Origin of the sequence: Pseudomonas entomophila L48 (assembly GCF_000026105.1) — a bacterium.
Classification (GTDB): domain Bacteria; phylum Pseudomonadota; class Gammaproteobacteria; order Pseudomonadales; family Pseudomonadaceae; genus Aquipseudomonas; species Aquipseudomonas entomophila.
In genome coordinates this window covers 1245803-1271831 of record NC_008027.1, presented here as the reverse complement: position 1 = coordinate 1271831, position 26029 = coordinate 1245803, and the positions used below count along the sequence as shown (strand labels likewise).

The 26029-nt window shown below is 62.7% G+C and carries 22 protein-coding genes; 16 read left to right on the top strand and 6 right to left on the bottom strand.

Annotated features, from left to right (window positions below):
* Nucleotides 1-81: 81 nt before the first annotated feature.
* Complete coding sequence (locus PSEEN_RS05605) at nt 82-303, top strand: bacterioferritin-associated ferredoxin (protein WP_011532520.1); 222 nt, start codon at nt 82-84, stop codon at nt 301-303.
* 202 nt (nt 304-505) lie between these two features.
* Nucleotides 506-979 (top strand): bacterioferritin, encoded by a 474-nt coding sequence (gene bfr / locus PSEEN_RS05600; protein ID WP_011532519.1) that lies wholly within the window; start codon nt 506-508, stop codon nt 977-979.
* Nucleotides 980-1148: 169 nt separating this feature from the next.
* On the opposite strand, the gene grxD is transcribed toward bfr, so the two are convergent.
* The gene (gene grxD, locus PSEEN_RS05595; RefSeq protein ID WP_011532518.1) at nt 1149-1484 is read right to left on the bottom strand and encodes a Grx4 family monothiol glutaredoxin; all 336 of its coding nucleotides are present in this window, start codon (nt 1482-1484) and stop codon (nt 1149-1151) included.
* A gap of 91 nt (nt 1485-1575) precedes the next feature.
* Complete coding sequence (locus PSEEN_RS05590) at nt 1576-3684, bottom strand: molybdopterin oxidoreductase family protein (protein ID WP_011532517.1); 2109 nt, start codon at nt 3682-3684, stop codon at nt 1576-1578.
* 363 nt (nt 3685-4047) lie between these two features.
* Between PSEEN_RS05590 and argF the strand changes: the two genes are divergently transcribed.
* Together argF and PSEEN_RS05580 are read left to right on the top strand one after the other, a co-directional pair.
* Nucleotides 4048-4968 carry an ornithine carbamoyltransferase gene (gene argF / locus PSEEN_RS05585; protein ID WP_011532516.1) on the top strand — a complete coding sequence of 307 codons (921 nt, stop codon included), beginning with the start codon at nt 4048-4050 and terminating at the stop codon, nt 4966-4968.
* Nucleotides 4965-6074, top strand: a complete 1110-nt coding sequence (locus PSEEN_RS05580; protein WP_011532515.1) for an ABC transporter ATP-binding protein — start codon at nt 4965-4967, stop codon at nt 6072-6074. Before argF ends, PSEEN_RS05580 begins: the two co-directional genes overlap by 4 nt.
* Before the next feature lie 86 nt (nt 6075-6160).
* Here the strand turns inward: PSEEN_RS05580 and ybaK are convergent, their stop codons facing one another.
* Nucleotides 6161-6631 carry a Cys-tRNA(Pro) deacylase gene (gene ybaK / locus PSEEN_RS05575; RefSeq protein ID WP_011532514.1) on the bottom strand — a complete coding sequence of 157 codons (471 nt, stop codon included), beginning with the start codon at nt 6629-6631 and terminating at the stop codon, nt 6161-6163.
* A gap of 306 nt (nt 6632-6937) precedes the next feature.
* Between ybaK and PSEEN_RS05570 the strand changes: the two genes are divergently transcribed.
* The 4 genes from PSEEN_RS05570 to glpD all read left to right on the top strand — a co-directional run bounded on the left by PSEEN_RS05570 (nt 6938) and on the right by glpD (nt 12038).
* Complete coding sequence (locus PSEEN_RS05570; protein WP_011532513.1) at nt 6938-7789, top strand: MIP/aquaporin family protein; 852 nt, start codon at nt 6938-6940, stop codon at nt 7787-7789.
* Nucleotides 7790-7869: 80 nt separating this feature from the next.
* Nucleotides 7870-9369: a glycerol kinase GlpK gene (gene glpK, locus PSEEN_RS05565; protein ID WP_011532512.1), complete on the top strand. Its 1500-nt coding sequence runs from the start codon at nt 7870-7872 to the stop codon at nt 9367-9369.
* Between the two features lie 157 nt (nt 9370-9526).
* Nucleotides 9527-10282, top strand: a complete 756-nt coding sequence (gene glpR, locus PSEEN_RS05560) for a DNA-binding transcriptional repressor GlpR (protein WP_011532511.1) — start codon at nt 9527-9529, stop codon at nt 10280-10282.
* Between the two features lie 217 nt (nt 10283-10499).
* Nucleotides 10500-12038 (top strand): glycerol-3-phosphate dehydrogenase, encoded by a 1539-nt coding sequence (glpD, locus tag PSEEN_RS05555; RefSeq protein WP_011532510.1) that lies wholly within the window; start codon nt 10500-10502, stop codon nt 12036-12038.
* On the opposite strand, the gene PSEEN_RS05550 is transcribed toward glpD, so the two are convergent.
* Nucleotides 12039-16172, bottom strand: coding sequence for an NEL-type E3 ubiquitin ligase domain-containing protein (locus PSEEN_RS05550; RefSeq protein ID WP_011532509.1), 4134 nt, complete (start codon nt 16170-16172; stop codon nt 12039-12041).
* Nucleotides 16173-16499: 327 nt separating this feature from the next.
* Between PSEEN_RS05550 and PSEEN_RS05545 the strand changes: the two genes are divergently transcribed.
* From PSEEN_RS05545 to PSEEN_RS05515, 7 genes are all read left to right on the top strand, one after another.
* Entirely contained in the window at nt 16500-17417 is a 918-nt protein-coding gene (locus tag PSEEN_RS05545; protein WP_011532508.1) for a glutamate/aspartate ABC transporter substrate-binding protein, read from the top strand.
* A gap of 147 nt (nt 17418-17564) precedes the next feature.
* Complete coding sequence (locus PSEEN_RS05540; protein ID WP_011532507.1) at nt 17565-18311, top strand: amino acid ABC transporter permease; 747 nt, start codon at nt 17565-17567, stop codon at nt 18309-18311.
* On the top strand, nt 18312-18983 hold the full coding sequence (locus PSEEN_RS05535; protein ID WP_011532506.1) for an amino acid ABC transporter permease: 672 nt from the start codon (nt 18312-18314) through the stop codon (nt 18981-18983).
* Nucleotides 18980-19714 carry an amino acid ABC transporter ATP-binding protein gene (locus tag PSEEN_RS05530; RefSeq protein ID WP_011532505.1) on the top strand — a complete coding sequence of 245 codons (735 nt, stop codon included), beginning with the start codon at nt 18980-18982 and terminating at the stop codon, nt 19712-19714. The genes PSEEN_RS05535 and PSEEN_RS05530 overlap by 4 nt, the downstream gene beginning before the upstream one ends.
* Nucleotides 19715-19782: 68 nt before the next feature.
* Nucleotides 19783-21687 carry a two-component sensor histidine kinase AauS gene (gene aauS / locus PSEEN_RS05525; protein WP_011532504.1) on the top strand — a complete coding sequence of 635 codons (1905 nt, stop codon included), beginning with the start codon at nt 19783-19785 and terminating at the stop codon, nt 21685-21687.
* Nucleotides 21684-23012: a two-component response regulator AauR gene (gene aauR, locus PSEEN_RS05520; protein WP_011532503.1), complete on the top strand. Its 1329-nt coding sequence runs from the start codon at nt 21684-21686 to the stop codon at nt 23010-23012. The genes aauS and aauR overlap by 4 nt, the downstream gene beginning before the upstream one ends.
* Before the next feature lie 27 nt (nt 23013-23039).
* The gene (locus tag PSEEN_RS05515; RefSeq protein ID WP_011532502.1) at nt 23040-23375 is read left to right on the top strand and encodes a GlpM family protein; all 336 of its coding nucleotides are present in this window, start codon (nt 23040-23042) and stop codon (nt 23373-23375) included.
* 129 nt (nt 23376-23504) lie between these two features.
* Here PSEEN_RS05515 and PSEEN_RS05510 read toward each other — a convergent pair whose 3' ends face one another.
* Complete coding sequence (locus tag PSEEN_RS05510; RefSeq protein ID WP_044487765.1) at nt 23505-24500, bottom strand: alpha/beta fold hydrolase; 996 nt, start codon at nt 24498-24500, stop codon at nt 23505-23507.
* Between the two features lie 198 nt (nt 24501-24698).
* Here PSEEN_RS05510 and metR point away from each other — a divergent pair, with 198 nt between their 5' ends.
* Entirely contained in the window at nt 24699-25616 is a 918-nt protein-coding gene (metR, locus tag PSEEN_RS05505) for a transcriptional regulator MetR (RefSeq protein WP_011532500.1), read from the top strand.
* Here the strand turns inward: metR and PSEEN_RS05500 are convergent.
* Complete coding sequence (locus PSEEN_RS05500; protein WP_011532499.1) at nt 25600-26013, bottom strand: NUDIX hydrolase; 414 nt, start codon at nt 26011-26013, stop codon at nt 25600-25602. The genes metR and PSEEN_RS05500 overlap by 17 nt on opposite strands.
* Between the last annotated feature and the right edge of the window lie 16 nt (nt 26014-26029).

Genomic DNA, 26029 nt, shown 5'->3' with positions numbered 1-26029 from the left:
ACTTCCAGAAAGTGCTTTGACAAGCATTCTCATTACCATTACTCTCCAACCCATCGACTCAACCCGCAATGGTTAGCCCTTATGTATGTGTGTCTCTGTGTCGGTGTCACCGACGGACAGATCCGCGATGCGATCTACGAAGGATGCTGCAGCTACAAGGAAGTTCGAGCCGCCACCAATGTCGCCAGCCAATGTGGCAAGTGCGCCTGCCTCGCCAAGCAGGTGGTGCGTGAAACCCTGACCGAGCTGCAACTCAGCCAACAGGCCGTGCTGCCCTACCCCGTTGAATTCAACGCGGCGTAACAAATCAGATTTTGAAGAACCGGACCTCGCGTCCGGTTTTTTTATGCCTGTAATTCAATAAGTTAGCGCCATAACGCGGTTCACAAACATTCTTATTCCGATTAAATTTCACTTATTATTCAATAACTTAGGTTTGACACATGGGATAGCCAGGCTCAAACTTGTATTCATTGGCTCAACTTCCACAGGGCAGGACCCCATCATGAAAGGCGACGTAAGCGTCATCCAGCATCTCAACAAGATCCTCGGAAACGAGCTGGTCGCAATCAACCAGTATTTCCTGCATGCGCGTATGTATGAGGACTGGGGCCTGAACAAGCTCGGCAAGCACGAGTACAAGGAATCCATCGACGAGATGAAGCACGCTGACAAACTGATCAAGCGTATTCTCTTCCTCGAAGGCATCCCCAACGTCCAGGACTTGGGCAAGCTGCTGATCGGCGAGCACACCAAAGAGATGCTCGAGTGCGACCTGAAGATCGAGAAGAAGGGCCACGCCGACCTCAAGGCCGCCATCGCCCATTGCGAGACCGTTGGCGACTTCGGCTCTCGTGAACTGCTCGAAGACATCCTCGAGTCCGAGGAGGAGCACATCGACTGGCTGGAAACTCAACTGGGCCTGATCGACAAGATCGGCATCGAGAACTACCTGCAATCGCAGATGGGCGAAGAATAAGCCCACTCGCCCGTAGGAGCGGCTTTAGCCGCGATGCCGGCAACGCGGTTTCGGGCACCCGCTTCGCGGGTGATCGCGGCTAAAGCCGCTCCTACAGAGACGCGCGTCAAATCACGTCAGAAAACAAAAAGCCCCGCAATTGCGGGGCTTTTTGCATGCAAGGACCGGATCAGGCCTCGGAAGCCTTGGCCTTGGCGGCAGCTTCCTTGATCAGGGTCTGCAGTTCGCCGTTGGCAAACATCTCGCTCATGATGTCGCTGCCACCAACCAGCTCACCGGCGACCCACAGTTGCGGGAAGGTCGGCCAGTTGGCGTACTTGGGCAGGTTGGCGCGGATTTCCGGGTTCTGCAGGATGTCGACGTAGGCAAACTTCTCGCCACAACCCATCACGGCTTGCGCCGCCTTGGCCGAGAAGCCGCACTGCGGGGCATTCGGCGAGCCTTTCATGTAAAGCAGAATGGTGTTGTTGGCGATCTGCTCTTTGATTGTTTCGATGATATCCATGAAGCACCTCGGCTGAACTTTCCGACGTGATCGTCGGCACGGTGGCGCATTGTAACGGAAAGCCGAGCAGCGTGCTCGGCCTTGCCGATGTTCAAGCGGCCTCTACCTCCACCGGCACGCCATTTAGCGCGGCATTGCCGGAAACACCGTCGCGCAGATACTCGTCGGTCAGGTCGTTGGCGCTGACGCCTGGCTGCGCACTGGCGATCTGCAATCGCGCGCCCTGGCGAGCATGGCCAAAGCCATGGGGCAGGCTGACCACGCCTGGCATCATCTCATCGCTGGCCTGGACCTGCACTTCGAGCATGCCGGTCCGCGACCGCACCCGCACGGTCTGACCATCCTGAAGTTGCCGCTGGTGCAAGTCGTCCGGGTGCATCAGCAGTTGATGACGTGGCTTGCCTTTCACCAGCCGATGGAAGTTGTGCATCCATGAATTGTTGCTGCGTACATGGCGGCGGCCGATCAGCAGCAGTTGCCCGGGAGCGAGCGGCGCCTGCCGGGCAAGGCGCCGCAAATCGGCGAGCAGCACTGCGGGTGCCGCCTCGACCGCCTGGCTGGCCGTCCCAAGACGCGCCGCAAGGTTCGGTCGCAACGGCCCAAGGTCCAGCCCATGTGGATGTCGGTCGAGCGCCTGCACGGACAATTGCAGCGGCGACTGGTCACCATGGCGCCCCTTGCGCAGGGCGATGTCGATCATCTGTGCCGGCGGGAGGGTCGCCTTGAGCTCGATCAGAGCCCGGTTGGCGAAAGCCTTCGCCAGACCGACGAAAATCTCCCAGTCATGCAAAGCGCCTTCAGGTTTGGGCAGGATCGCCCGGTTAAAACGGGTGACATTGCGCACCGCCAGCAGGTTGAACGTGGAATCGTAGTGATCATTCTCCAGCGCCGACGTCGACGGCAGGACCAGATCCGCATGACGAGTGGTTTCGTTGATGTACAAGTCGATGCTGAGCATGAATTCGAGGCCTGCAAGCGCCTCGTCCAGACGGCGGCCATTGGGCGTGGACAGCACCGGATTGCCGGCCACCGTCACCAGGGCCCGCACTTGCCCTTCGCCGGGTACGAGGATTTCCTCGGCCAAGGCCGAGACCGGCAACTCGCCCCCGTACTCCGGCAAGCCTGAAACCCGGCTCTGCCATTGGTTGAAGTGCCCACCCGAAGTACTGGCGACCAGGTCCACCGCAGGCTCGGTACACAACGCCCCCCCTTCACGGTCGAGGTTGCCGGTGACCAGGTTGATCAGTTGCACCAGCCAGTGGCAAAGCGAACCGAACGCCTGGGTGGAAACACCCATTCGTCCATAGCACACGGCCTTGTCGGCAGCGGCGAAGTCACGGGCCAGTTGCCGGATATCGTCCTGCGCAATGCCGCACAACGCACTCATGGCCCCCGCATCGAAGGGGGCGATGGCTTCACGCACCTGCTCCAACCCATTGACCGGCAGGTGCGAGCCACGGCCCAGGCCTTCGGCGAACAGGGTGTGCAATACCCCGCACAGCAGCGCCGCATCACCACCGGGGCGGACAAACAGGTGCGTGTCGGCCATCGCCGCCGTCTCGCTGCGACGCGGGTCGACCACCACCAGGCGCCCTCCCCTGGCCTTCAGCGCCTTCAAGCGTTTCTCGACATCCGGCACCGTCATGATGCTGCCATTGGACGCCAGTGGATTGCCGCCGAGAATGAGCATGAAGTCGGTGTGATCGATATCCGGGATCGGCAATAGCAGGCCATGCCCGTACATCAGGTGACTGGTCAAATGCTGCGGCAGCTGGTCCACCGAGGTGGCGGAATAGCGATTGCGGGTCTTGAGCAGGCCCAGGAAGTAGTTGCTATGGGTCATCAAGCCATAGTTGTGCACACTGGGATTGCCCTGATACACCGCAACGGCATTGCGCCCATGGGCCTGCTGGACTGCCCACAGGCGCTCGGCGGCAAACTCGAAGGCCTCGTCCCAGCCGATCGCCTGCCATTGATCACCGATACGCCGATGGGGCTGGCGCAGCCGATCGGGGTCCTCCTGGATATCCTGCAGGGCGACCGCCTTGGGGCAGATATGGCCGCGGCTGAACGGGTCCTGCGGGTCGCCCTTGATCGAGCTGATATGCGCCCGGCCATCGGCTTCATGGGTGACTTCGATGTTCAGGCCGCAGATGGCCTCGCACAGGTGACAGGCTCGGTGATGCAGGGTCTTGGTCATGGCCGCCTCTGCCTTGTTGTTCTGGTCGATCGACTATGCGCCGCTGGCCACAGGCGTGCCAGCGAGGTTCGTGGCGTGAATCGGGCGACATCAGTCGCACGATTCGCGACGGTGAGTTTGCCAAAGGCGCGTCGAGCCGTGTACAACCTCTGTAGCAAATAAAAAACAGTCTGGTTCCAAGGGTTTGCGACACCCTCTGATACAGAGCCACTGTTTCCCCTCTTGGTTTGAGGCGACATTTAATTATAGTATTGCGCCTTTCCCTATTCCGTCCGCCCCGTGCGGTTTACGCCGCAGGTCACCCCCGTTGTCAAAAAAACCATACGGTCGACCTGCACACCGTTGCAGATAAGGTAGTCAATCATGAGCGCAAGGCACTTTCTCTCCCTGATGGATTTCACTGCTGACGAACTGCTCGGCGTGATCCGTCGAGGCATCGAGCTGAAGGACCTGCGCAAGCGCGGCGTGCTGTTCGAGCCGTTGAAGAGCCGCGTGCTGGGGATGATCTTCGAGAAGTCCTCCACCCGTACCCGTGTCTCCTTCGAGGCCGGCATGATCCAGCTCGGTGGCCAGGCCATCTTCCTTTCGCCCCGCGATACGCAACTGGGCCGTGGCGAACCGATCGCCGACAGCGCCATCGTGCTGTCGAGCATGGTCGATGCGGTGATGATCCGCACCCATGCCCACAGCACCCTCACCGAATTCGCCGCCCATTCGAAGGTGCCGGTGATCAACGGCCTGTCGGATGAGTCGCACCCCTGCCAGTTGCTGGCCGACATGCAGACGTTCATGGAGCACCGCGGTTCGATCCAGGGCAAGACCGTGACCTGGGTCGGCGATGGCTTCAACATGTGCAACTCCTACATCGAGGCCGCCGTGCAGTTCGATTTCCAGCTGCGCATCACCTGCCCTGGAGGCTACGAGCCCGACCCACGCTTCCTGCAACTGGGTGGCGAGCGCGTGCAGATCATCCGCGACCCCAAGGAAGCCGTGCGCGGCGCCCACCTGGTCACCACGGATGTCTGGACTTCCATGGGCCAGGAAGAGGAAACTGCACGGCGCCTGGCGCATTTCGCGCCTTACCAGGTCACCCGCGAACTGCTCGACCTGGCGGCACCCGATGCCCTGTTCATGCACTGCCTGCCCGCCCACCGTGGCGAGGAGATCAGCCAGGACCTGCTCGACGACCCGCGCTCGGTCGCCTGGGACGAAGCTGAGAACCGCCTGCATGCACAGAAGGCCCTCCTGGAATTCCTTGTAGAACCGGCTTACCACCACGCATGAGTCAACCCTTACTGCTCAACCTGCGCAACCTCGCCTGCGGCTATGGCGACCAGCGCATCGTCCAGAACCTCAACCTGCACCTGAACGCAGGCGACATCGGTTGCCTGCTGGGCTCATCCGGTTGCGGCAAGACCACGACGCTTCGCGCCATCGCCGGCTTCGAGCCGGTGCACGAAGGCGAGATCCAGCTGGCCGGCGAGGTCATCTCCCGCGCCGGGTTCACCCTGGCGCCGGAGAAACGCCGGATCGGCATGGTGTTCCAGGACTATGCGCTGTTCCCCCACCTCACCGTGGCACAGAACATCGCCTTCGGCATCGGCAAGCACCCACGCCAGGCCGACGTGGTCGAAGAAATGCTCGAGCTGGTCAAGCTCGGCGGCCTCGGTGGGCGCTACCCACACGAGCTGTCCGGCGGCCAGCAGCAGCGGGTCGCCCTGGCCCGCGCCCTGGCGCCCGAGCCGCAGCTGTTGCTGCTCGACGAGCCGTTCTCCAACCTCGACGTGGAACTGCGCCGACGCCTCAGCCATGAAGTGCGCGACATTCTCAAGAGCCGTGGTACGAGTGCCATCCTGGTCACCCATGACCAGGAGGAAGCCTTCGCCGTCAGCGACCATGTCGGTGTATTCAAGGAAGGCTGCCTGGAGCAGTGGGACACGCCCTATAACCTCTACCACGAACCGCAGACACCCTTCGTTGCCAGCTTCATCGGCCAGGGTTACTTCATTCGTGGCCAGATGAGCAGCCATGACGCAGTGACCACCGAGCTCGGCGAGCTGCGTGGCAATCGCGCCTATACCATGGCCCTGGGCAGCTCGGTGGACGTACTGCTGCGCCCGGACGACATTCTCCACGCACCTGACAGCGAGTTGCGTGCGCAGATCGTTGGCAAGAGCTTCCTCGGTGCTTCGACCCTGTATCGCCTGCAACTGGCCACCGGCAGCCAGCTCGAGGCGATCTTCCCAAGCCATATCGACCATCAGGTCGGCCATGACGTCGGGATCGCCGTGGCGGCCGATCACCTGGTGCTGTTCCCGGTGCCAGGCAGCGTCGCGGCCCAGCTGCCTCGCCAGGAAAACGGTGTGCGCCGCTACAGCTCAGCGCACTGACCCTTGTAGGAGCCGGCTTGCCGGCGAACGCGATAGTCCTGGCAACAGCGTTTGCCTGTCGATCACATTCGCCGGCAAGCCGGCTCCTACAGGCGACCGATTTCGGCGAACTGGGCTTGGGTGTGGGTGGCAAGCACCGACGCGGCCAACTCGACTTCCAGTCCACGACGCCCAGCACTCACATGAATGGTTTCGTGATGTTGCGCCGACTGGTCGATGAACGTGCGCAAGCGCTTCTTCTGCCCCAGCGGGCTGATCCCCCCCACCAGGTAACCGGTTGCACGCTGGGCAGCCTGCGGGTCGGCCATCTCGCACTTCTTCACGCCAGCGGCGTGGGCCAGCGCCTTGAGATCCAGCGTGCCAACCACCGGCACCACCGCTACCAGCAACTCCCCTTTCTCGCTGCTGGCCAGCAGGGTCTTGAACACCCGAAGCGGATCGAGCCCCAGCTTTTCCGCGGCCTCCAGACCGTAGGAAGCCGTTTTCGGATCATGTTCGTAACTGTGCACGCGGTGCTCGGCGCGCGCCTTCTTCAGCAAGTCCAGGGCGGGGGTCATCTAGGGCTCCATGCGATCACGGGTCGGCAGGTACTTTAGGGCAATTCCACCAGATGGACCAGCACAAGCCCCAGGCTAGAGCAGCGGCCATATGTTCGCACCACGGCGTGGCGGTCAGATTGTGGCCAGGCGTTCATTTTCGACCTTTGACATCAGCGTTTCTTGTCTATATTTTTTCGTTTGTGAATAAATGGTGCACCTATAAGGTGCACTTCCCGTACCTGCCCGGCGTCCATGGGGATAGACTCCGGGCTTTTTGCTGTCGAGCGCCCAGCGCCTCACAACAACAAAAAACCGAGGTCAAACATGACGACTGCTCTACGACAACCCACGCTTTCCGGCCAGTGCCTCGCCGAATTCCTCGGCACCGCCCTGCTCATCTTCTTCGGCACAGGTTGTGTCGCCGCGCTCAAGGTCGCTGGCGCCAGCTTCGGCCTGTGGGAGATCAGCATCATCTGGGGGGTCGGCGTGAGCATGGCGATCTACCTGACCGCCGGCGTTTCCGGCGCTCACCTGAACCCGGCGGTAAGCATCGCCCTGGCCCTGTTCGCCGGCTTCGACAAACGCAAGCTGCCGTTCTACATCCTGGCCCAGGTGTGTGGCGCGTTCTGCGGTGCCGCCCTGGTCTATACCCTGTACAGCACCCTGTTCTTCGATTTCGAACAAGCCCACAATATGCTGCGCGGCAGCCAGGCCAGCCTCGAGTTGGCCTCGGTCTTCTCCACTTACCCGCATCCATCGCTATCGATCGGCCAGGCGTTTCTGGTCGAAGTGATCATCACTGCCATCCTGATGGCCGTGATCATGGCCCTGACCGACGACAACAACGGCCTGCCCCGTGGCGCCACCGCGCCGCTGCTGATCGGCCTGTTGATCGCGGTGATCGGTAGCGCCATGGGCCCGTTGACCGGCTTCGCGATGAACCCGGCGCGTGATTTCGGGCCCAAGCTCATGACGTTCCTGGCCGGTTGGGGCGAAATTGCCTTCACTGGTGGGCGCGATATTCCGTATTTCCTGGTTCCGGTGTTCGCACCGATCCTCGGCGCCAGCCTGGGCGCGGCCCTCTACCGTGGCCTGATTGCCCGCAACCTGCCGACGGCGCAAGCCACGAACCTGCAGACAGACGATAATCCTCAGTGTGACACCCAGGCTTCCTGATGCCAGCGCCGGGCGCCTGGGTCGATTGACCCGCGCCCGCCACGCCCTGACCTACTCCCATTTCGTGCAAGGCCATCGACATGACTGACAACCTGGACAAGAACTACATCATCGCCCTGGACCAGGGCACCACCAGTTCCCGCGCCATCATCTTCGATCGCGATGCCAATGTGGTCGGCACCTCGCAGCGCGAGTTCGCCCAGCACTACCCACAGGCCGGCTGGGTCGAGCACGACCCAATGGAAATCTTCGCCACCCAGTCCGCCACCATGGTCGAGGCCCTGGCCCAAGCCGGCATCAGCCACGCCCAGGTCGCCGCCATCGGTATCACCAACCAGCGTGAAACCACCGTCGTCTGGGACAAAGAGACCGGCCGCCCGGTCTATAACGCCATCGTCTGGCAATGCCGCCGCAGCACCGAGATTTGCGCCCAGCTCAAGCGCGACGGCCACGAACAGTACATCCGCGAGGCCACCGGCCTGGTCACCGACCCCTACTTCTCCGGCACCAAGCTCAAGTGGATCCTGGACAACGTCGAAGGTGCCCGTGAACGCGCCGAACGCGGCGAGCTGCTGTTCGGCACCATCGATACCTGGCTGATCTGGAAGTTCTCCGGCGGCAAGGTGCACGTCACCGACTACACCAACGCCTCACGCACCCTGATGTTCAACATCCATACGCTGCACTGGGACGAGAAGCTGCTCGATATCCTTGGCATTCCACGGCAGATGCTGCCTGAAGTGCGCCCATCGTCCGAGGTCTACGGCAAGACCAAGAGCGGTATCGACATCGCCGGTATCGCCGGCGACCAGCAGTCGGCGCTGTTCGGCCAGATGTGCGTGGAGCCGGGCCAGGCCAAGAATACCTACGGCACCGGCTGCTTCCTGCTGATGAACACCGGTGACAAGGCGGTCAAGTCGTCCCACGGCCTGCTCACCACTATTGCCTGCGGCCCGCGCGGCGAAGTGGCCTACGCGCTGGAAGGCGCGGTGTTCAATGGCGGCTCCACCGTGCAGTGGCTGCGTGACGAGCTGAAGATCGTCAACGATGCCCATGACACCGAGTACTTCGCCAGCAAGGTCAAGGACAGCAATGGCGTGTATCTGGTGCCAGCCTTTACCGGCCTGGGTGCGCCCTACTGGGACCCCTATGCCCGTGGCGCCCTGTTCGGGCTGACCCGTGGTGTCAAGGTGGACCACATCATTCGCGCCGCCCTGGAATCGATCGCCTACCAGACCCGCGACGTGCTCGACGCCATGCAGCAAGACTGCGGTGAGCGATTGTCCGAACTGCGCGTGGACGGTGGCGCGGTGGCCAACAACTTCCTCATGCAGTTCCAGGCCGACATTCTCGGCACCTGCGTCGAGCGCCCGAAGATGCGTGAAACAACGGCACTCGGTGCCGCCTACCTGGCGGGCCTGGCGTGCGGTTTCTGGAGCGGCCTGGACGAGCTGCGCGACAAGGCGATCATCGAGCGTGAGTTCAGCCCACAATTGGCTGAGGCCGAGAAAGAGAAACTGTACAAGGGCTGGCGCAAGGCCGTGGATCGCACACGCGACTGGGAAGATCACGACGCCTGATACCACTACTCTGTAGGAGCCAGCTTGCTGGCGAACGAGTGAAAACGTTCGCCAGCAAGCTGGCTCCTACAGAGTTTGGCGGCGCATTCAGACTGGTCGTCCACCCCTTCCTACGGCATCATTGCAGAATTTGTCCGGCTGCCCCAAAGGACCGCCCATGAATCTGCCCCCTCGCCAACAACAAATCCTCGAGCTGGTCCGTGAACGTGGCTATGTCAGCATCGAAGAAATGGCGCAGCTGTTCGTCGTCACCCCGCAGACCATCCGCCGCGATATCAACCAGCTCGCCGAGGCCAATCTGCTACGTCGCTACCACGGTGGCGCCGCCTACGACTCGAGTATCGAGAACACCGCCTACGCCATGCGCGCCGACCAGATGCGCGACGAAAAACAGCGTATCGCCGAAGCCGTGGCCCGGCAGATCCCCGACCACGCCTCGCTGTTCATCAATATCGGTACCACCACCGAGTCCATTGCCCGCGCGCTGCTCAACCACAACCACCTGAAGATCATCACCAACAACCTGCACGTGGCCGCGATCCTGGCCGCCAAGGACGACTTCGAAGTGCTGGTGGCCGGTGGCACGGTACGTCGGGACGGCGGCGTGGTGGGCCAGGCCAGCGTCGACTTCATCAACCAGTTCAAGGTCGATTTCGCAGTGGTCGGTATCAGCGGCATTGATGAAGACGGTAGCCTGCTGGACTTCGACTACCAGGAAGTGCGGGTGTCCCAGGCGATCATCGCCAATGCCCGCCAGGTGCTTCTCGCGGCGGACTCCAGCAAGTTCGGCCGCAATGCCATGGTGCGCCTGGGTTCGATCAGCCTGATCGACTGCCTGGTGACCGACCAAGCCCCGTCCCCAGCCCTTACCCAACTGCTCAACCAGTACAAGATCCGTCTCGACGTGGTCTGACGCCCCCTGTAGGAGCCAGCCTTGCTGGCGAACCAGCCAACAGTTCGCCAGCAAGGCTGACTCCTACAGATCGATGTTCATTAATGTTCATTTTTCTGTCATCTGATCAGTTTTTTCTATGAAGACTGACTGGCGACAGGCTTTCTGTTGCGCTAATATTTTCGAAAACGAACATCAATGTTCACTTTCGCTGTGAACAGCCTCAGGAGGCCTTGCCGTGTCCCAGCCCGTTTCGTCCCAGCCATCCCCTGCCGACTGCTATGACCTCGCCGTGATCGGCGGCGGCATCAATGGCGTGGGCATCGCGGCGGATGCCGCCGGGCGCGGCCTGAAAGTCTTCCTGTGTGAAAAGGATGACCTGGCACAACATACCTCCTCCGCCAGCAGCAAGCTGATCCACGGTGGCCTGCGCTACCTGGAGCACTACGAGTTCCGCCTGGTGCGCGAAGCCCTGGCCGAACGCGAAGTATTGCTGGCCAAGGCGCCGCACATCGTCAAACCCATGCGCTTCGTCCTGCCGCACCGCCCGCACCTGCGCCCGGCCTGGATGATCCGCGCCGGCCTGTTCCTGTACGACCACCTGGGCAAGCGCAAGCGCCTGGGTGCCTCGCGCGGCCTGCGCTTCGGCCCGGGCTACCCGCTCAAGCCGGCCATCACCCGCGGTTTCGAGTACGCCGACTGCGCGGTGGATGACGCACGCCTGGTGGTGCTCAACGCCATGGCCGCCCGCGAAAAAGGCGCGCACATTCATACCCGCACCCGCTGCCTGCGCGCCGAGCGCATCGATGGCCTGTGGCAGGTCGAACTGCAGCATGCCGACGGCAGCCTGCAGACCATTCGTGCCCGTGCCCTGGTCAACGCCGCCGGCCCCTGGGTCGCCAGCTTCATCAAGGACGACCTCAAGCTCGAGGCGCCCTACGGTATCCGCCTGATCCAGGGCAGCCACCTGATCGTCCCTCGCCTGTACGAAGGCGAGCACGCCTACATCCTGCAGAACGAAGACCAGCGCATCGTCTTCTGCATTCCATACCTGGACCGCTTCACCCTGATCGGCACTACCGACCGCGAGTACAGCGGTGACCCGGCCAAGGTGGCGATCACCGAACAGGAAACCGATTACCTGCTCAAGGTGGTCAACGAGCACTTCAACCACCAGCTCAGCCGTACTGACATCCTGCACACCTACTCCGGTGTACGCCCACTGTGCAACGATGAGTCGGACAACCCCTCGGCGGTTACCCGCGACTACACCTTGGCGCTGTCCGCCGCGCAAGGCGAGGCGCCGCTGCTTTCAGTGTTTGGCGGCAAGCTGACCACCTACCGCAAGCTGGCCGAGTCGGCCATGGGCGAATTGCAACCATTCTTCAGCCAGATGCGTGGCAGCTGGACCGCCAGCGCGCCACTGCCTGGTGGTGAAAGCATGACCACGGTGCAAGCCTTGGTCGACGCGGTGCTGGCACGCCATGGCTGGCTGCCGGTGGACATCGCCAAGCGTTGGGCGGTGACCTACGGCAGCCGCGTCTGGCGCTTGCTCGATGGCGTGGAAGGCCCAGAGGGCCTGGGGCAGTCCATCGGTGGTGGTCTGTTCAGCCATGAGGTGGACTACCTGCGCGAGCAGGAGTGGGCGGTCGATGCCGCCGACATCCTCTGGCGCCGCACCAAGCTGGGCCTGTTCACCACGACCGCCGAACAGCAGGCACTCGAGGAGTACCTGCGGCAGGCCCGTTTGAAGCAGGCACGCGTCCAGGCCGCTTGATCAACCCTCGGTAACCGCAGCGGGTACCAGGAAACGCGCGTAGGCCTCCTGAGCCAACTTCAGCCGGAGCGCCTGCAACGACGTTTCGTACTGCGTGCGCAACGCGTCGGACTGAACCAGATACATCTGCTCGGAGAGCAGCTCGGCATGGGTGAGCTGTTCGTCGAGTGCCGCAACCAGGGCATCGACCTGCTCCGGATAGCGAACGTGCACATACCGATCCCAGAAAGGTCGCTCCGACAGGGCCGCGCTCAGCCTTTCCGGCGTCTCCTCCCGCAACACCTGGAGCATCGCCGTGTTCAGGTCGCCCGGCGTCACCCTGGAATCCGTCAGGTAGTACATGCCATCTGGCTGGCCCGGAAGCCCCAGTGACTCGGCAAGATGTGTCCGATAGGCCAGGTAGACCTCGATAGGATCGACATCACCGCCCTTGCGCTCGAGCATGTTGACCTTCCGTGCGGCGATCGAATTGACCTCGTCCAGGCGATACAAGCCTTGACCAGCCTTCACCAGAGCCACCTCGCGCTCGGCCAGATTCTGCCCCGCCGCCAAGCGTTCCACATAGAGCGTGGTCTCCAGCTCGCTGAGTATCAGGAGCAGGCGATCTTCGCAGGTACGTGTTCCACCGGCCTGGGTGAACAGGATCGTACGTAGCTCAGTGTTCCGAGCGCAGGCGTCCAACATTCGCCAGATACGCCTTCGATAGAAATCTGCATGCTGGCGGAAGTCGGAAGTCTCGGCAAAATCGGCGATGAACTGGAACAGGTCCGTCGACTCAGGATCCTCACGCAACCTCAGCCATTGCGCTTCGCGTCTGCTACGAATTTTGCCAGTGCTGCCCGCCAGCCATCGTTCCCGCGCAGCCTTGTCGATCAACTGATGGCCGACGGGTCGCAGATTGTGGGGTTCGCTCGCGGCCATGTTCACCAACGCCTGACTGCTCTCGTCCAATGGGTTGTCGTGAAGCACCATCCGTTGCAGGCGCAACCGCATGTTGTGCAGGTCCTGGCGAACATGCTGAATGCTGTTGTTGCGCAAATCGGCAATCCCTTGCCAGGGCAGCTGCTCGACACGTTCCGGCAATGTGTCGAGTTCGGCAGCGTTCAGCGATAGATGACGCAGATGGCGTAACCCATCCACGTCAGGCGCACGGCCAAGCGGGTTATGACTCAGATCGAGCTCCCGCAAGTTGAGCAGTGTCTGCAGGCGCCGGTTACCGGCGCTGCTCATCACGATCCGATTATGGCCCAGGCGCAGGTAGCGCAACGAAACCAACTGCTCGATACCTGCCGGCACCTCGCTCAGCTGGTTATACCTGAGGTCGAGCTCCTGCAGTTCAGGAAAGCGCTCCAGGAAGTCCGCATCGAGCAAATCGAGGTCCATGTCGCGCAGGGTCAGACGCGTCACATGCGGGTATGTCACCCCCGTCGGCAGGCTTGGCAGGCTGCCGACATGCTCGCCGCGGATCAACAACCAATGGCCGCCATCTCCGAGCGTCGAGCTCTTGCGTCGCCAGCAACGGCGCAAGGCGCTGGCCACGCGCCTGCGCCTCAACTTGTCCAGCACTCCACGCCCTGCCCCCTGCCAGGCCTGCAGGGTCTCCCGCAGGCGGGCCAGCTGGCGCTGCAGCCGATTGTAGTGCAACCAGGGATCCACACGCCTGGCCAGCAGATCCTCGATGTAGCGCTCCAGTTGCGCGTTGTCGAAAGTGGGGTAGATCTGTTGGATACCTCGTCGGCTTGCCTGCAGACTGCTCGTCACGCGTACGTTCAGCGGGTACCCCAGACGGCCGTCGGCAAAGCGCGTCAGGGGGCGGATACCCTCGCCGACCGCCACCTGGCCGATCAAGCTGGCCACCTGATCTCGCTTTTCACTGGCGGCCTGCACCAGCTTGTCGATCAACGCCTGCTCATCAAGCGCGGCGTTGCCAAGGAGCAATTTTTGCGAAGGCTCCAGCGTCAGGAGTACGGCCTGGAGCAAGGTGTCCTGCACCGTTGCCTGCATCAAAGGGAGGCCCTGGCCGTCTCCCGCGAGGTAGCCTTCTTCGCCACGAACAATACAAATCACGTCCTGCGCCGCCGCCTCTTCACTCCCGATCTTGACACGCACCGGGCCTTCGCTGGAGCCTGCCCGGACTTCCAGGCGCAATGTCTGGGGCCAAGGGGCCAATTGGTCGACTAGGCCCAGCGCCAAGCGTTCGGTGCCTTGGTTGGCCGCGCTGGCCTGGCGCAAGCCAGCGATAGCCCTGTCCACCCGAGTGTCACGCAGGAACCAGTGCGCCTGCTCGGCAAGGCTCATTGGAACACGCCGCTTGTCCAGCAAATCCTTGAGTTGCGCCGAGCTGGCCCGTTCGACGATTTCTTTCGCGCCACGGCTGCTCAAGCCAGGAAAATCCCGTTTCAGCAGCGCCACTTCCGGCGTATCGGCAACCTGCCTGGAGCGAACCTCCACCTCGAGGGTTTCATCACGCAGTGCAGGCAATGCCTCGTGAATCTGGTAACGCTCCCAGGCATCCAGCAAGCGTGCGGGGGCCGCTCCCTGTTCCAGATGCAACAGGCGCAGGTGCTCTTCGGCGAAACCGGTGTTCTCGGCCAGCCTGATGGCCTGCTCGTCAGTGACAGTACTCAGCTCGCTGCCAAACTCGCGCATCAGCCTTCCTGTGCCGCTCCACTCATGAGCTGGTGGCTCACTGTGCACCTTCAAATGCCCGGCATCGGTCACGATAGGTGCCAATCCATCGACAAAAGGCACACGCTCCAGCACCTTGCCCACGGCGATCCCGCCCGTGGCGATGAGCGCTCCCACGGCAACGTTCTCTGCCACCCCGAACATATGCTGCAGCGCTGCCTGGCGGTCACCTAGCGTCCAGGCCTCGTACCCCTCGTAGACTTCGTTGGCAATCTGCACCGCCGCCACGCCGAGCATGACCTGACCCAGCACCGGCACGAACAGCCCGGCCAGGTTGAGCAGCGTCAACCCGCTCTCCACGTACAGGTCCAAGCGCACCCGACGCGCCGCGATGTCTTCATCGTCGGTCGGCACCGCCAACATCCGTGCGTCGTCGAGAATTTTCTCGATGCGTAGCTGGCGCAGGTACGCGAACAACGTGCCGTCGACAGCCGTGTGACGACCATCCAATTCGATAGCCTTGTGGCTGTCGGTGTCCTTGAGCAATGCGTTCAAGGCCTTGGTGAAAGATGGCCTGTCCCGTTCACGGATGAAACGCATGAAGAACTCCACATAGTCCTTCTGGCGAAACCGCTTCGCCAGCGTCGCATACAGCGCCGCCCAGGATTCGTGATGCTGCACGGACTGCAGCGGATCGTCCGGAATCCAGCTGATAACCCCCGTGACGCTATCGGCGGCCTTCTCCCGCACTTCCAGAGTCACCACCCCTTCCACCCGTTTGCCCAGCACGTTCAACTGCCGACACGTCAACACAGCTGTATCGCCGGGTACGATGGGTTGTGGCGAACACAGCGGTAACAACTGCAGATAGGCACGCTCATCAATGCTCGCCTCTAGAATCGCCCGGCGCACAGCAACCTCCAGGCGTGCCCTCAGGTCTTCCTCCATCTGCTCGTGGACTGTGGATTGCGCTGTCGTGACGCTCGGCTGCAAGCACCTCTTGAGAAGCGCCTGGTACTGACCACCGAGATCGAGGCTGCGGCAAAGCTGCGCGAACCCCGTGAACTCGATTTTCAAGCGATTATTGCTGGCGTCGAGGAATGTCGCGTCGCGCAGCAGATCGCCATAGGTTTCCTCTTCCGTGTAATTGTGAAGCGCCGCGGCCAGCAATGGCTGACTGGACACATGCCGGGATCTCAAGTGCGGGGCTGAATTGATCAAGGTGGGGTAATACGACGACTGCACAATCCGCACACTGCTGGTACGCATGTCGATATCGACCTTGAGCTGCTCAAGCACCGCTTGTTTCAGCAAGGGCTCGGCAAAGTCATCGAGCGCAGGTACGGACGCCATCAGCTCTCGCATCTTCTGCGCGCTCTTCTGTTGTGCCTTCAAAGCGCGATGCAAGGCCTGCAAGCGGCTGAGCGAGGCGGTCTGCATCCAGGCTGGAAGTCGCTTGGCAATTAAGGCATCAATGGAGTCGGGGGCAATCTCGTGAACACTCATGGGCTTTACCTGATGGGAAAAGCTCAGTTGGCCAGTGTCCTGGCCTGGCCTGTCGGTAGATAGTTATGCAAGGCGCCCATCACTCATTCGGATTTCCGAACGCCATATGGCAACGCGTTCGGTTTGACGGACATCAAATGACACCCAAAAACCTTCACCAAACAGTAATCCCCAGCATTTTCGCGGCGTTATGATCAGCACCGGGGCTTGGCACGACTCATGCTCTACACTCAGTAGCCGAATGCACACCGCTTCATGCTGTATTCGTTGAACGAAAGAGTCCGCCAACGGCTCCATAAAAAAAACAAACACGTCGAGGTAAATTTGATGCGCATCGTTCGTCAATTGCTGGGCGCCGCCATCGCGGCCGCGGTCATCGCGTCGCCAGTCATGGCTGAAGAACTGACCGGCACTCTCAAGAAGATCAAGGACTCGGGCACCATCACCCTGGGTCACCGCGACTCCTCCATTCCGTTCTCCTACCTCGCCGGCAAACCGGAGCCCGTGGGCTACTCCCACGACATCCAGCTGGCCGTGGTCGAAGCCCTGAAGAAGCAACTGGGCACCGACATCAAGGTCAAGTACAACCTGGTCACCTCGCAAACCCGCATCCCGCTGGTGCAGAACGGCACCGTCGACCTGGAGTGCGGTTCCACCACCAACAACGTCGAGCGCCAGCAGCAGGTCGGCTTCTCGGTGGGCATCTTCGAAGTGGGTACCCGCCTGCTGACCAAGGTCAAGGATGGCCAGCCATCCTTCAAAGACTTCCCGGACCTGGCCGGCAAGAACGTGGTGACCACCGCTGGCACCACCTCCGAGCGCATCCTCAAGGCGATGAACGCCGACAAGCAGATGAAGATGAACGTGATCTCGGCCAAAGACCACGGCGAAGCCTTCAACATGCTTGAAAGCGGCCGCGCCGTAGCCTTCATGATGGACGACGCCCTGCTGGCAGGTGAAATGGCCAAGGCCAAGAAGCCGACCGACTGGGTGATCACCGGCACGCCTCAGTCGTACGAAATCTACGGCTGCATGGTGCGCAAGGACGACCCGGCCTTCAAGAAAGCGGTCGACGAGGCCATCGTCGCCTACTTCAAGTCGGGTGAGGTCAACAAGAGCTACGACAAGTGGTTCCAGCAGCCGATTCCACCAAAAGGCCTGAACCTTCAGTTCCCGATGAGCGATGAACTGAAGAAGCTGATCGCCGAGCCGACCGACAAGGCTGCGGACGAGAAGAAGTCCTGACCTTCAGCTGATAGTGGCCTGGCGCGCATCCGCGCGAATCCATCCAACAGGCCACTTAGTTAGTGTCTAACCTTTACATCCGAGGGCGTCGAACGCCCCCGGATGTATCGAGGTGCCCGTGAAACAATCGTCTGAGGGGAAATCCCGATGAATTACAACTGGGACTGGGGCGTGTTCTTCAAGTCCACCGGCGTGGGCAGCGAAACCTATCTGGACTGGTACATCACCGGCCTGGGCTGGACCATCGCGATCGCCATTTCCGCCTGGATCATCGCGCTGCTGCTGGGGTCGCTCCTCGGTGTCATGCGCACCGTCCCGAACCGCCTGGTGTCAGGGATTGCCACCGCCTACGTCGAGCTGTTCCGCAACGTGCCGCTGCTGGTGCAGCTGTTCATCTGGTACTTCCTGGTGCCGGACCTGCTGCCCGAAGGCTTGCAGGAGTGGTTCAAGCAGGACCTCAACCCGACCACCTCGGCACTGATCAGCGTGGTCATCTGCCTCGGCCTGTTCACCGCCGCCCGTGTCTGCGAGCAGGTCCGCACCGGCATCCAGGCGCTGCCCCGCGGCCAGGAGTCGGCCGGGCGCGCGATGGGCTTCAGCCTGCCGCAGATCTACATGAACGTGCTGCTGCCCCAAGCCTACCGGATCATCATTCCGCCACTCACCTCGGAATTTTTGAACGTGTTCAAGAACTCCTCGGTGGCGTCGCTGATCGGCCTGATGGAGCTGCTGGCGCAGACCAAGCAGACCGCCGAGTTCTCCGCGAACCTGTTCGAAGCATTCACCCTGGCCACCCTGATCTACTTCACCCTGAACATGGGCCTGATGCTGCTCATGCGCATGGTCGAGAAGAAAGTCGCGGTACCGGGCCTGATTTCCGTGGGAGGCAAGTAAATGGACATGGATTTCAGTGAAATCATCCCGGCCCTGCCCGCTCTGTGGGACGGCATGGTCCTGACCCTGCAACTGATGGTCATGGGCGTGGTCGGTGGCATTGCCCTGGGCACCATACTCGCCCTGATGCGTTTGTCGTCGAACAAGCTGCTGGCCAATATCGCCGGCACCTACGTCAACTACTTCCGCTCCATCCCGCTGCTGCTGGTGATCACCTGGTTCTACCTGGCGGTGCCGTTCGTGCTGCGCTGGATCACCGGCGAAGATACCCCGGTAGGCGCGTTCACCTCCTGCGTCGTGGCGTTCATGATGTTCGAGGCGGCCTACTTCTGCGAGATCGTGCGCGCCGGCGTGCAGTCGATCTCCAAGGGCCAGATGGGCGCGGCCCAGGCGCTGGGCATGAGCTACGGCCAGTGCATGCGCCTGATCATCCTGCCCCAGGCGTTCCGCAAGATGACCCCGCTGCTGCTGCAGCAGAGCATCATCCTGTTCCAGGACACTTCGCTGGTCTACACCGTCGGGCTGATCGACTTCCTCAACTCGGCCCGCTCCAACGGCGACATCATCGGGCGCTCCCACGAGTTCCTGATCTTCGCTGGTGTCGTCTACTTCCTCATCAGCTTCTCCGCTTCCTGGCTGGTCAAGCGCCTGCAAAAAAGGATCACCGTATGATTTCCATCAAGAACGTCAACAAGTGGTACGGCGACTTCCAGGTACTGACCGACTGCAGCACCGAGGTCAAGAAAGGTGAAGTGGTGGTCGTGTGCGGCCCGTCCGGTTCGGGCAAGTCCACCCTGATCAAGTGCGTCAACGCCCTGGAACCGTTCCAGAAGGGCGATATCGTGGTCGACGGTACCTCCATCGCCGACCCGAAGACCAACCTGCCCAAGCTGCGTTCGCGGGTGGGCATGGTGTTCCAGCACTTCGAGCTGTTCCCGCACTTGTCGATCACCGAGAACCTGACCATCGCCCAGCGCAAGGTGCTTGGCCGCAGCGAGGCGGAAGCCACCAAGAAGGGCCTGGCCCTGCTCGACCGCGTGGGCTTGGGCGCCCACGCCAAGAAGCACCCAGGCCAGCTGTCCGGTGGCCAGCAGCAGCGCGTGGCCATCGCCCGCGCGCTATCGATGGACCCGATCGTCATGCTGTTCGACGAACCGACCTCGGCGCTGGACCCGGAAATGGTCAACGAAGTACTGGACGTGATGGTCGAGCTGGCCCACGAGGGCATGACCATGATGTGCGTGACCCATGAAATGGGCTTCGCGCGCAAGGTCGCCAACCGCGTGATCTTCATGGACAAGGGCAACATCATCGAGGACTGCCAGAAGGAAGACTTCTTCGGCAACCCGAACGCCCGTCACGAGCGCACCCAGCACTTCCTGAGCAAGATCCTGCAACACTAAGTCGGCCACAGTGACGCTGCCCGGCTTCGCGCCGGGCAGCGGATGCTGGTCGTGACAAGGCCACTGTGATGAAATGCGACCCTTCGCTCCTTCACCCTGCACAGCCCGCCGTGAAATCCCGCCTGATCCGCCAATTGCTGCTGCCGCCCCTGGTCATCCTGTTGATGGTCGGTCTGGGCCTGGCTGGCTTCCTGATCAGCGAGAACAACGGCATCCGCACCCTCAGCGAAACCGGCGAGCGCCAGCTGGAACTGCACGCGCGCACGGTCGAGAGCGAGATCAGCAAGTACACTTACCTGCCCAGCCTGCTCGAGCTGGAAGACAGCGTCTCGCAATTGCTCACCGACCCGGACGGCGGCTACCGCCAGACGGTCAACGAATACCTCGAAGGCCTGAACCGCCGCAGCCGCAGCCGGGCGATCTTCGTCCTCGACACCAACGGAAGGGTCCAGGCCACCAGCAACTGGCGCGATGCCGACTCGTTCCTGGGCGAGGACCTGTCGTTCCGCGCTTACTTCCAGGACGCCGTGCGCGGCGAGCCCGGGCGTTTCTACGGCATCGGCAGTACTACTGGCGAGGCCGGCTACTACCTGGCCCATGGGCTGGAAGAGCACGGCAAGATCATCGGTGTGGCAGTCATCAAGGTACGCCTCGATACGCTCGAAGAACGCTGGCAGCGTGCCCGCCTGGAAGCCTTTGTCAGCGATGAGAACGGCATCATCATTCTCTCCAGCGACCCGGCACGGCGCCTGAAGTCGGTGCGCCCGCTCTCGCCACAGATCAAGGAGCGCCTGGCGCGCAGCCTGCAGTACTACTGGTGGCCACTCAACGAGTTGCAGCCACTGGCCCGTGAAACCCTCGCCGACGGCGTGGAGAAACTCACCTTCCCGGCCAACAGCGAAACCGCCCAGGGCAAGCAGCGTGAAGTCGCCTACCTGGCCCAGACCCGGCGCCTGGCCGACACCCCCTGGCATTTCACATTGCTCACGCCGTTGCAGGACCTTCGCCGCGAATCCATGGTGCAGGGCATCCTGGTGGGCGTAGCCTTCGCCCTGCTGGCGATCCTGGGCATCGCCTGGAACGAACGGCGCAAGGTGATCGCCACTCGCCTGGCCGCGCGCGAGGCACTGGAGGAAGCCAACAGCCAGCTGGAGCGCAAGATCACCGAACGCACCGCCGACCTGCGCGCCAGCAACGAACGCCTCAAAGGCCAGATCCGCGAGCGCCGGCATGCTGAGCAAACCCTGCGCCACGCCCAGGACGAACTGGTCCAGGCCGGCAAGCTGGCGGCCATCGGGCAGATGTCCACCAGCATCGCCCACGAGCTCAACCAGCCGCTGGCGGCCCTGCGCACCTTGTCGGGCAATACCGTGCGCTTCCTCGAGCGTGGCGCGCTGGAAACGGCCAGCGCCAACCTGCGCACCATGAACGATCTGATCGACCGCATGGGCCGCATCACCGCCAGCCTGCGTTCGTTCGCCCGGCGTGGCGACGACAGCGGCCAGGCCTCGCTGGAAAAGGCCGTGGAAGCAACGCTACAGGTACTGGGCAACCGCATCAGCGCCTGCCACCTGCAATTGCACCGTGAGTTCGACAACCAGCAACTGGCCATCGACCAGACCCGCCTGGAGCAGATCCTGGTCAACCTGATCGGCAACGCCCTGGACGCCATGGCTACCCAACCACTGCCGCAGCTGTGGCTGGAAGGCGAATTGCAGGGCGACAAATACCGCCTGCGGGTGCGCGACAATGGCCACGGCATCGACGCCGAGGCGCGCAAGCACCTGTTCGAACCCTTCTTCACCACCAAACCGGGCGAGCACGGCCTGGGCCTGGGCCTGACCCTCTCGGCGAGCCTGGCCACCGCCGCCAAGGGTACACTGAGCGTCGAACACCCCACCGTCGGTGGCACGGCCTTCGTTCTCGCCCTGCCCCTGGTCACGCCCCCTAGCGAATTGGCTGAGCCCCTATGAACCAAGCACCTCTCACCGTTCTGATCGTCGAAGACGACCCGCATGTGCTGCTCGGCTGCCAGCAGGCGCTGGCCCTGGAAGACATCGCCTGCGAGGGCGTCGGCAGCGCGGAGCAGGCGCTCGAACGCATCGGTGATGATTTCGCCGGCATCGTCGTCAGCGATATCCGCCTGCCCGGCATCGACGGCCTGGAGCTGCTCAACCGCCTCAAGGCCCGCGACCGCAGCCTGCCGGTGGTGCTGATCACCGGCCACGGCGACATCGACATGGCGGTCGGCGCCATGCGCAATGGCGCCTACGACTTCATGGAGAAGCCCTTCTCGCCCGAGCGTCTGGTCGACGTGGTGCGCCGCGCCCTTGAGCAACGCGGGTTGTCCCGCGAGGTGTTCGCCCTGCGCCGCCAACTGGCCGAGCAGAGCAGCCTGGAGGGCCGGATCATCGGCCGCTCGCCGGCCATGGAGCACCTGCGCGAACTGATCGCCAATGTCGCCGACACCTCGGCCAACGTGCTGATCGAAGGCGAGACCGGCACCGGCAAGGAGCTGGTCGCCCGCTGCCTGCACGACTTCAGCCGGCGCCAGGGCCAACCGTTCGTGGCACTGAACTGCGGCGGCCTGCCGGAAAACCTGTTCGAGAGCGAGATCTTCGGCCATGAGGCCAACGCCTTCACTGGTGCCGGCAAGCGCCGCATCGGCAAGATCGAGCACGCCAACGGCGGCACGCTGTTCCTCGACGAAGTCGAGAGCATGCCGGTCAACTTGCAGATCAAGCTGCTGCGCGTGCTGCAGGAGCGCACCCTGGAGCGCCTGGGCTCGAACCAGAGCATCCCGGTGGACTGCCGGGTGATCGCCGCCACCAAGTCGGACCTCGCCGCGCTCGGCCAGAGCGGCCAGTTCCGCAGCGACCTGTACTACCGCCTCAACGTGGTGACGCTTGAGCTGCCGCCACTGCGCGAACGCCGCGAAGACATCCTGCAATTGTTCGAACACTTCCTGCAGCAGTCGGCCTTGCGTTTCGACCGTGAAACGCCAGAGATCGACAGCCAGACCTTGTCGCGGCTGATGGCCCACGACTGGCCGGGCAACGTGCGAGAGCTGCGCAACGTCGCCGAGCGCCACGCCCTCGGCCTGCCGGCGTTCAAGAAGAGCCCGAGCGGCGGCGCCAGCCAGGGCCTTGGGTTCGCCGAGGCGGTCGAGGCCTTCGAGCGCAACCTGCTCGGCGACGCCCTGCAACGCACCGGTGGCAACCTCAGCCAGGCCAGCCAGGAGCTGGGCATGGCCAAGACCACGCTGTTCGACAAAGTGAAGAAGTACGGCCTCGGCTGATCGGCAACCTCAACCTGGAAATAAAACGTGGACCTGGTATTCAAAGCGGCCCTGGGCGCCGGCGTGGTGGTGCTTCTGGCGATCCTGTCGAAGACCCGCAACTACTACATTGCCGGCCTGGTGCCGCTGTTTCCCACCTTTGCCCTGATCGCCCACTACATCGTTGGCAAGGGGCGCTCGCTGGAAGACTTGAAGGCCACCATCCTGTTCGGGATGTGGTCGATCATCCCCTACTTTGTCTACCTGGCAACCTTGTACGTACTGGTCGACCGCCTGCGCCTGGAAACCTCACTGGCGCTGGCCACGGTGGCCTGGCTGGTGGCGGCGACGGTGCTGGTGAGCGTGTGGGTGCGGATGCACTGAACGCCCTGCCCTTGCATGGGACCGTAGGAGCGGCTTTAGCCGCGATACAGGCAACGCGGTACCTGACAGCCGCTTCGCGGGTGATCCCGGCTAAAGCCGCTCCTACGGGCGGACCAGGTGAGGCAACCTTCAAAGCCGGGCGATGTGCGTGACATCCTGCCGATGCGCCTGCAGGTAGGGTAGGACCGCCCCCAGCAATGGCGCCTTGAACGGTTCCTGAAAGCGATGCGCCAACCCTGGGATCAGCCGCAACTGGCTGCCCTGGATATGCGCCGCCAGGTGCACCCCATGCATCACCGGCAACAACGGGTCGGCCGTGCCATGCACCACCAGCGTGGGCACCCGAAGCTGATTCAACATTTCCACCCGGCTCGGTTCGGCCAGGATCGCCATGATCTGGCGCTTCACGCCTTCAGGATTGAACGCCCGGTCATACGCCACCGCCGCCTGCTCCAGCAAAGCCGCGCGGTCATCATGCACCTGCGGGCTACCCAGCGCCGCCAGCAAGTCGGCCTGCTGCTCGATGGCCACCTCGCGGCTCGGCGCACTGCGCCGCGCCAGCAACTGCACCAGCGCCGGGTTCGGCGCCGGCAAGCCGGCAGCACCTGAACTGGACATCACCAGCGTCAGGCTGCGCACCCGCTCCGGGACCATTGCCGCGATGTGCTGGGCAATCATCCCGCCCATGCTCACCCCGAGTACGTGAAATTGCCGTACTTCCAGGGCATCCATCAGCCGCACCCCATCACCGGCCATGTCGGTCAGCGTGTAAGGCGCCGACACTGGCAACCCCAGCTTGTAGCGCAGCAGTTCGACGGTCAGGTTGGCCGAGCCCGGCAGCTGGTTCCAGCGCGACAGGCCGACATCACGGTTGTCATAGCGGATGACCCGGAACCCCTGCCGACACAGCGCCTCGACCACGTCGTCCGGCCAGTGAATGAGCTGGCCACCCAGGCCCATGACCAGCAGCAACACCGGATCACGCGGCGCGCCGACACTCTGGTAGACCAGGCTCAGTTCACCCAGCTCGGCACGCTGTACCGGCACATGAGGGTTGCAGCGGTCATCGGCGAAGCTCGCCGGCACGCTGGCCAGAAGCAAGAAGAAAAACAATAAAGCCCGCATGAAAAGAAACACCAGAATGCAGATCCCCAGTAGAGCGCGAGTCTGATGAAATCCGTTCGAGGGCGCTGCCACAAAACCGTGACAGTTTCGTGAACCTTGCCGAGCGGTCATGGACAACCTGCAGTCGACAGCCTAGGGGAACATGAGGGAAACTCAACCCCATCCTGTTTTCCCTCAAAGATTGTTCACGGAGCCGTTGTGCTGGAAATCCGCCACCTGAAAACCCTTCATGCCCTGCGCGAAGCCGACAGCCTGGTGGAGGCCGCCGAACGCCTGCACCTCACGCAGTCGGCGTTGTCGCACCAGTTCAAGGAGCTGGAAGAGCGCCTGGGCCTGCCGCTGTTCGTGCGCAAGACCAAACCGATCCGCTTCACCAGTGCCGGCCTGCGCCTCTTGCAACTGGCCGACGCCACCCTGCCGCTGCTGCGCGGCGCCGAACGCGACATCGCGCGCCTGGCGGGCGGCACCGCCGGGCGCCTGCACATGGCCATCGAATGCCACAGCTGCTTCCAGTGGCTGATGCCGACCATCGACCAGTTTCGCGACGCCTGGCCGGAAGTCGAGCTGGACCTGGCCTCGGGCTTCGCCTTCGCCCCGCTGCCGGCGCTGGCCCGGGGCGACCTGGACCTGGTGGTGACCTCCGACCCGGTGGACCTGTCCGGGATCACCTACGTGCCCCTGTTCACCTACGAAGCCATGCTCGCGGTGGCCAACCAGCATCCACTGGCCAGCAAACCCTACATCGTGCCCCAGGACCTGCTCGACCAGACCCTGATCACTTACCCGGTGGAACGCGACCGCCTGGATATCTTCACCCGCTTCCTGGAGCCGGCCGACATCGAGCCGGCCGCGGTGCGAACCTCGGAGCTGACGGTGATGATGATGCAACTGGTGGCCAGCGGCCGCGGCGTGTGCGGCATGCCGCACTGGGCACTGCACGAGTACAGCTCGCGCGGCTATGTGAAGGGCAAGCGCCTGGGTGAGAAGGGGCTGTTCGCCACGCTCTACGCGGCGGTGCGCACCGACATGCTCGATGCGCCGTACATGCGCGACTTCCTGCTGACCGCCAAGGACACTTCGTTCGCCACCCTGGACGGCGTCAGCGCGGTGCGTTGAGGCCTTCGCGCCACAGCGGCAGGATCAGATCGCGGGTCAGGGGAGCCAGGCTCAAGTCCGGCGCCTGCTCCGCAGCCAACCACACTATCTCCTCGATCTCCGCCGCCGGGGCCACGGCCTCGGCGCTGTCTACGCGGAACAGCTCGGCCTGGACGACGAAACCGGGTTCGTTGGCCGCAGGTGCGCTGAAGCTGCCCAGATGCATAGCCTGGTCGGGGTCGACCCGCAGCCCCAGTTCTTCATGTAGTTCACGCACCAGCGCCTGGGCCGGCGATTCGCCCGCATCGATCTTGCCACCCGGCTGCATGAACGCCTGGGTGCCGCGCTTGCGTACCAGCAGGGTGCGGCCTTGCGGGTCGATCAGCAGGGCGGCGGCGATGTGGATGGTCTTGGGCATGACGGGCTCCTGGACG

Coding starts and splice junctions, on each gene's coding strand:
- PSEEN_RS05605 (WP_011532520.1), top strand. CDS start 82: ATGTATGTGTGTCTCTGTGTCGGTGTCACCGACGGACAGATCCGCGAT.
- bfr (WP_011532519.1), top strand. CDS start 506: ATGAAAGGCGACGTAAGCGTCATCCAGCATCTCAACAAGATCCTCGGA.
- grxD (WP_011532518.1), bottom strand. CDS start 1,484: ATGGATATCATCGAAACAATCAAAGAGCAGATCGCCAACAACACCATT.
- PSEEN_RS05590 (WP_011532517.1), bottom strand. CDS start 3,684: ATGACCAAGACCCTGCATCACCGAGCCTGTCACCTGTGCGAGGCCATC.
- argF (WP_011532516.1), top strand. CDS start 4,048: ATGAGCGCAAGGCACTTTCTCTCCCTGATGGATTTCACTGCTGACGAA.
- PSEEN_RS05580 (WP_011532515.1), top strand. CDS start 4,965: ATGAGTCAACCCTTACTGCTCAACCTGCGCAACCTCGCCTGCGGCTAT.
- ybaK (WP_011532514.1), bottom strand. CDS start 6,631: ATGACCCCCGCCCTGGACTTGCTGAAGAAGGCGCGCGCCGAGCACCGC.
- PSEEN_RS05570 (WP_011532513.1), top strand. CDS start 6,938: ATGACGACTGCTCTACGACAACCCACGCTTTCCGGCCAGTGCCTCGCC.
- glpK (WP_011532512.1), top strand. CDS start 7,870: ATGACTGACAACCTGGACAAGAACTACATCATCGCCCTGGACCAGGGC.
- glpR (WP_011532511.1), top strand. CDS start 9,527: ATGAATCTGCCCCCTCGCCAACAACAAATCCTCGAGCTGGTCCGTGAA.
- PSEEN_RS05550 (WP_011532509.1), bottom strand. CDS start 16,172: ATGAGTGTTCACGAGATTGCCCCCGACTCCATTGATGCCTTAATTGCC.
- PSEEN_RS05545 (WP_011532508.1), top strand. CDS start 16,500: ATGCGCATCGTTCGTCAATTGCTGGGCGCCGCCATCGCGGCCGCGGTC.
- PSEEN_RS05540 (WP_011532507.1), top strand. CDS start 17,565: ATGAATTACAACTGGGACTGGGGCGTGTTCTTCAAGTCCACCGGCGTG.
- PSEEN_RS05535 (WP_011532506.1), top strand. CDS start 18,312: ATGGACATGGATTTCAGTGAAATCATCCCGGCCCTGCCCGCTCTGTGG.
- PSEEN_RS05530 (WP_011532505.1), top strand. CDS start 18,980: ATGATTTCCATCAAGAACGTCAACAAGTGGTACGGCGACTTCCAGGTA.
- aauS (WP_011532504.1), top strand. CDS start 19,783: ATGAAATGCGACCCTTCGCTCCTTCACCCTGCACAGCCCGCCGTGAAA.
- aauR (WP_011532503.1), top strand. CDS start 21,684: ATGAACCAAGCACCTCTCACCGTTCTGATCGTCGAAGACGACCCGCAT.
- PSEEN_RS05510 (WP_044487765.1), bottom strand. CDS start 24,500: ATGCGGGCTTTATTGTTTTTCTTCTTGCTTCTGGCCAGCGTGCCGGCG.
- PSEEN_RS05500 (WP_011532499.1), bottom strand. CDS start 26,013: ATGCCCAAGACCATCCACATCGCCGCCGCCCTGCTGATCGACCCGCAA.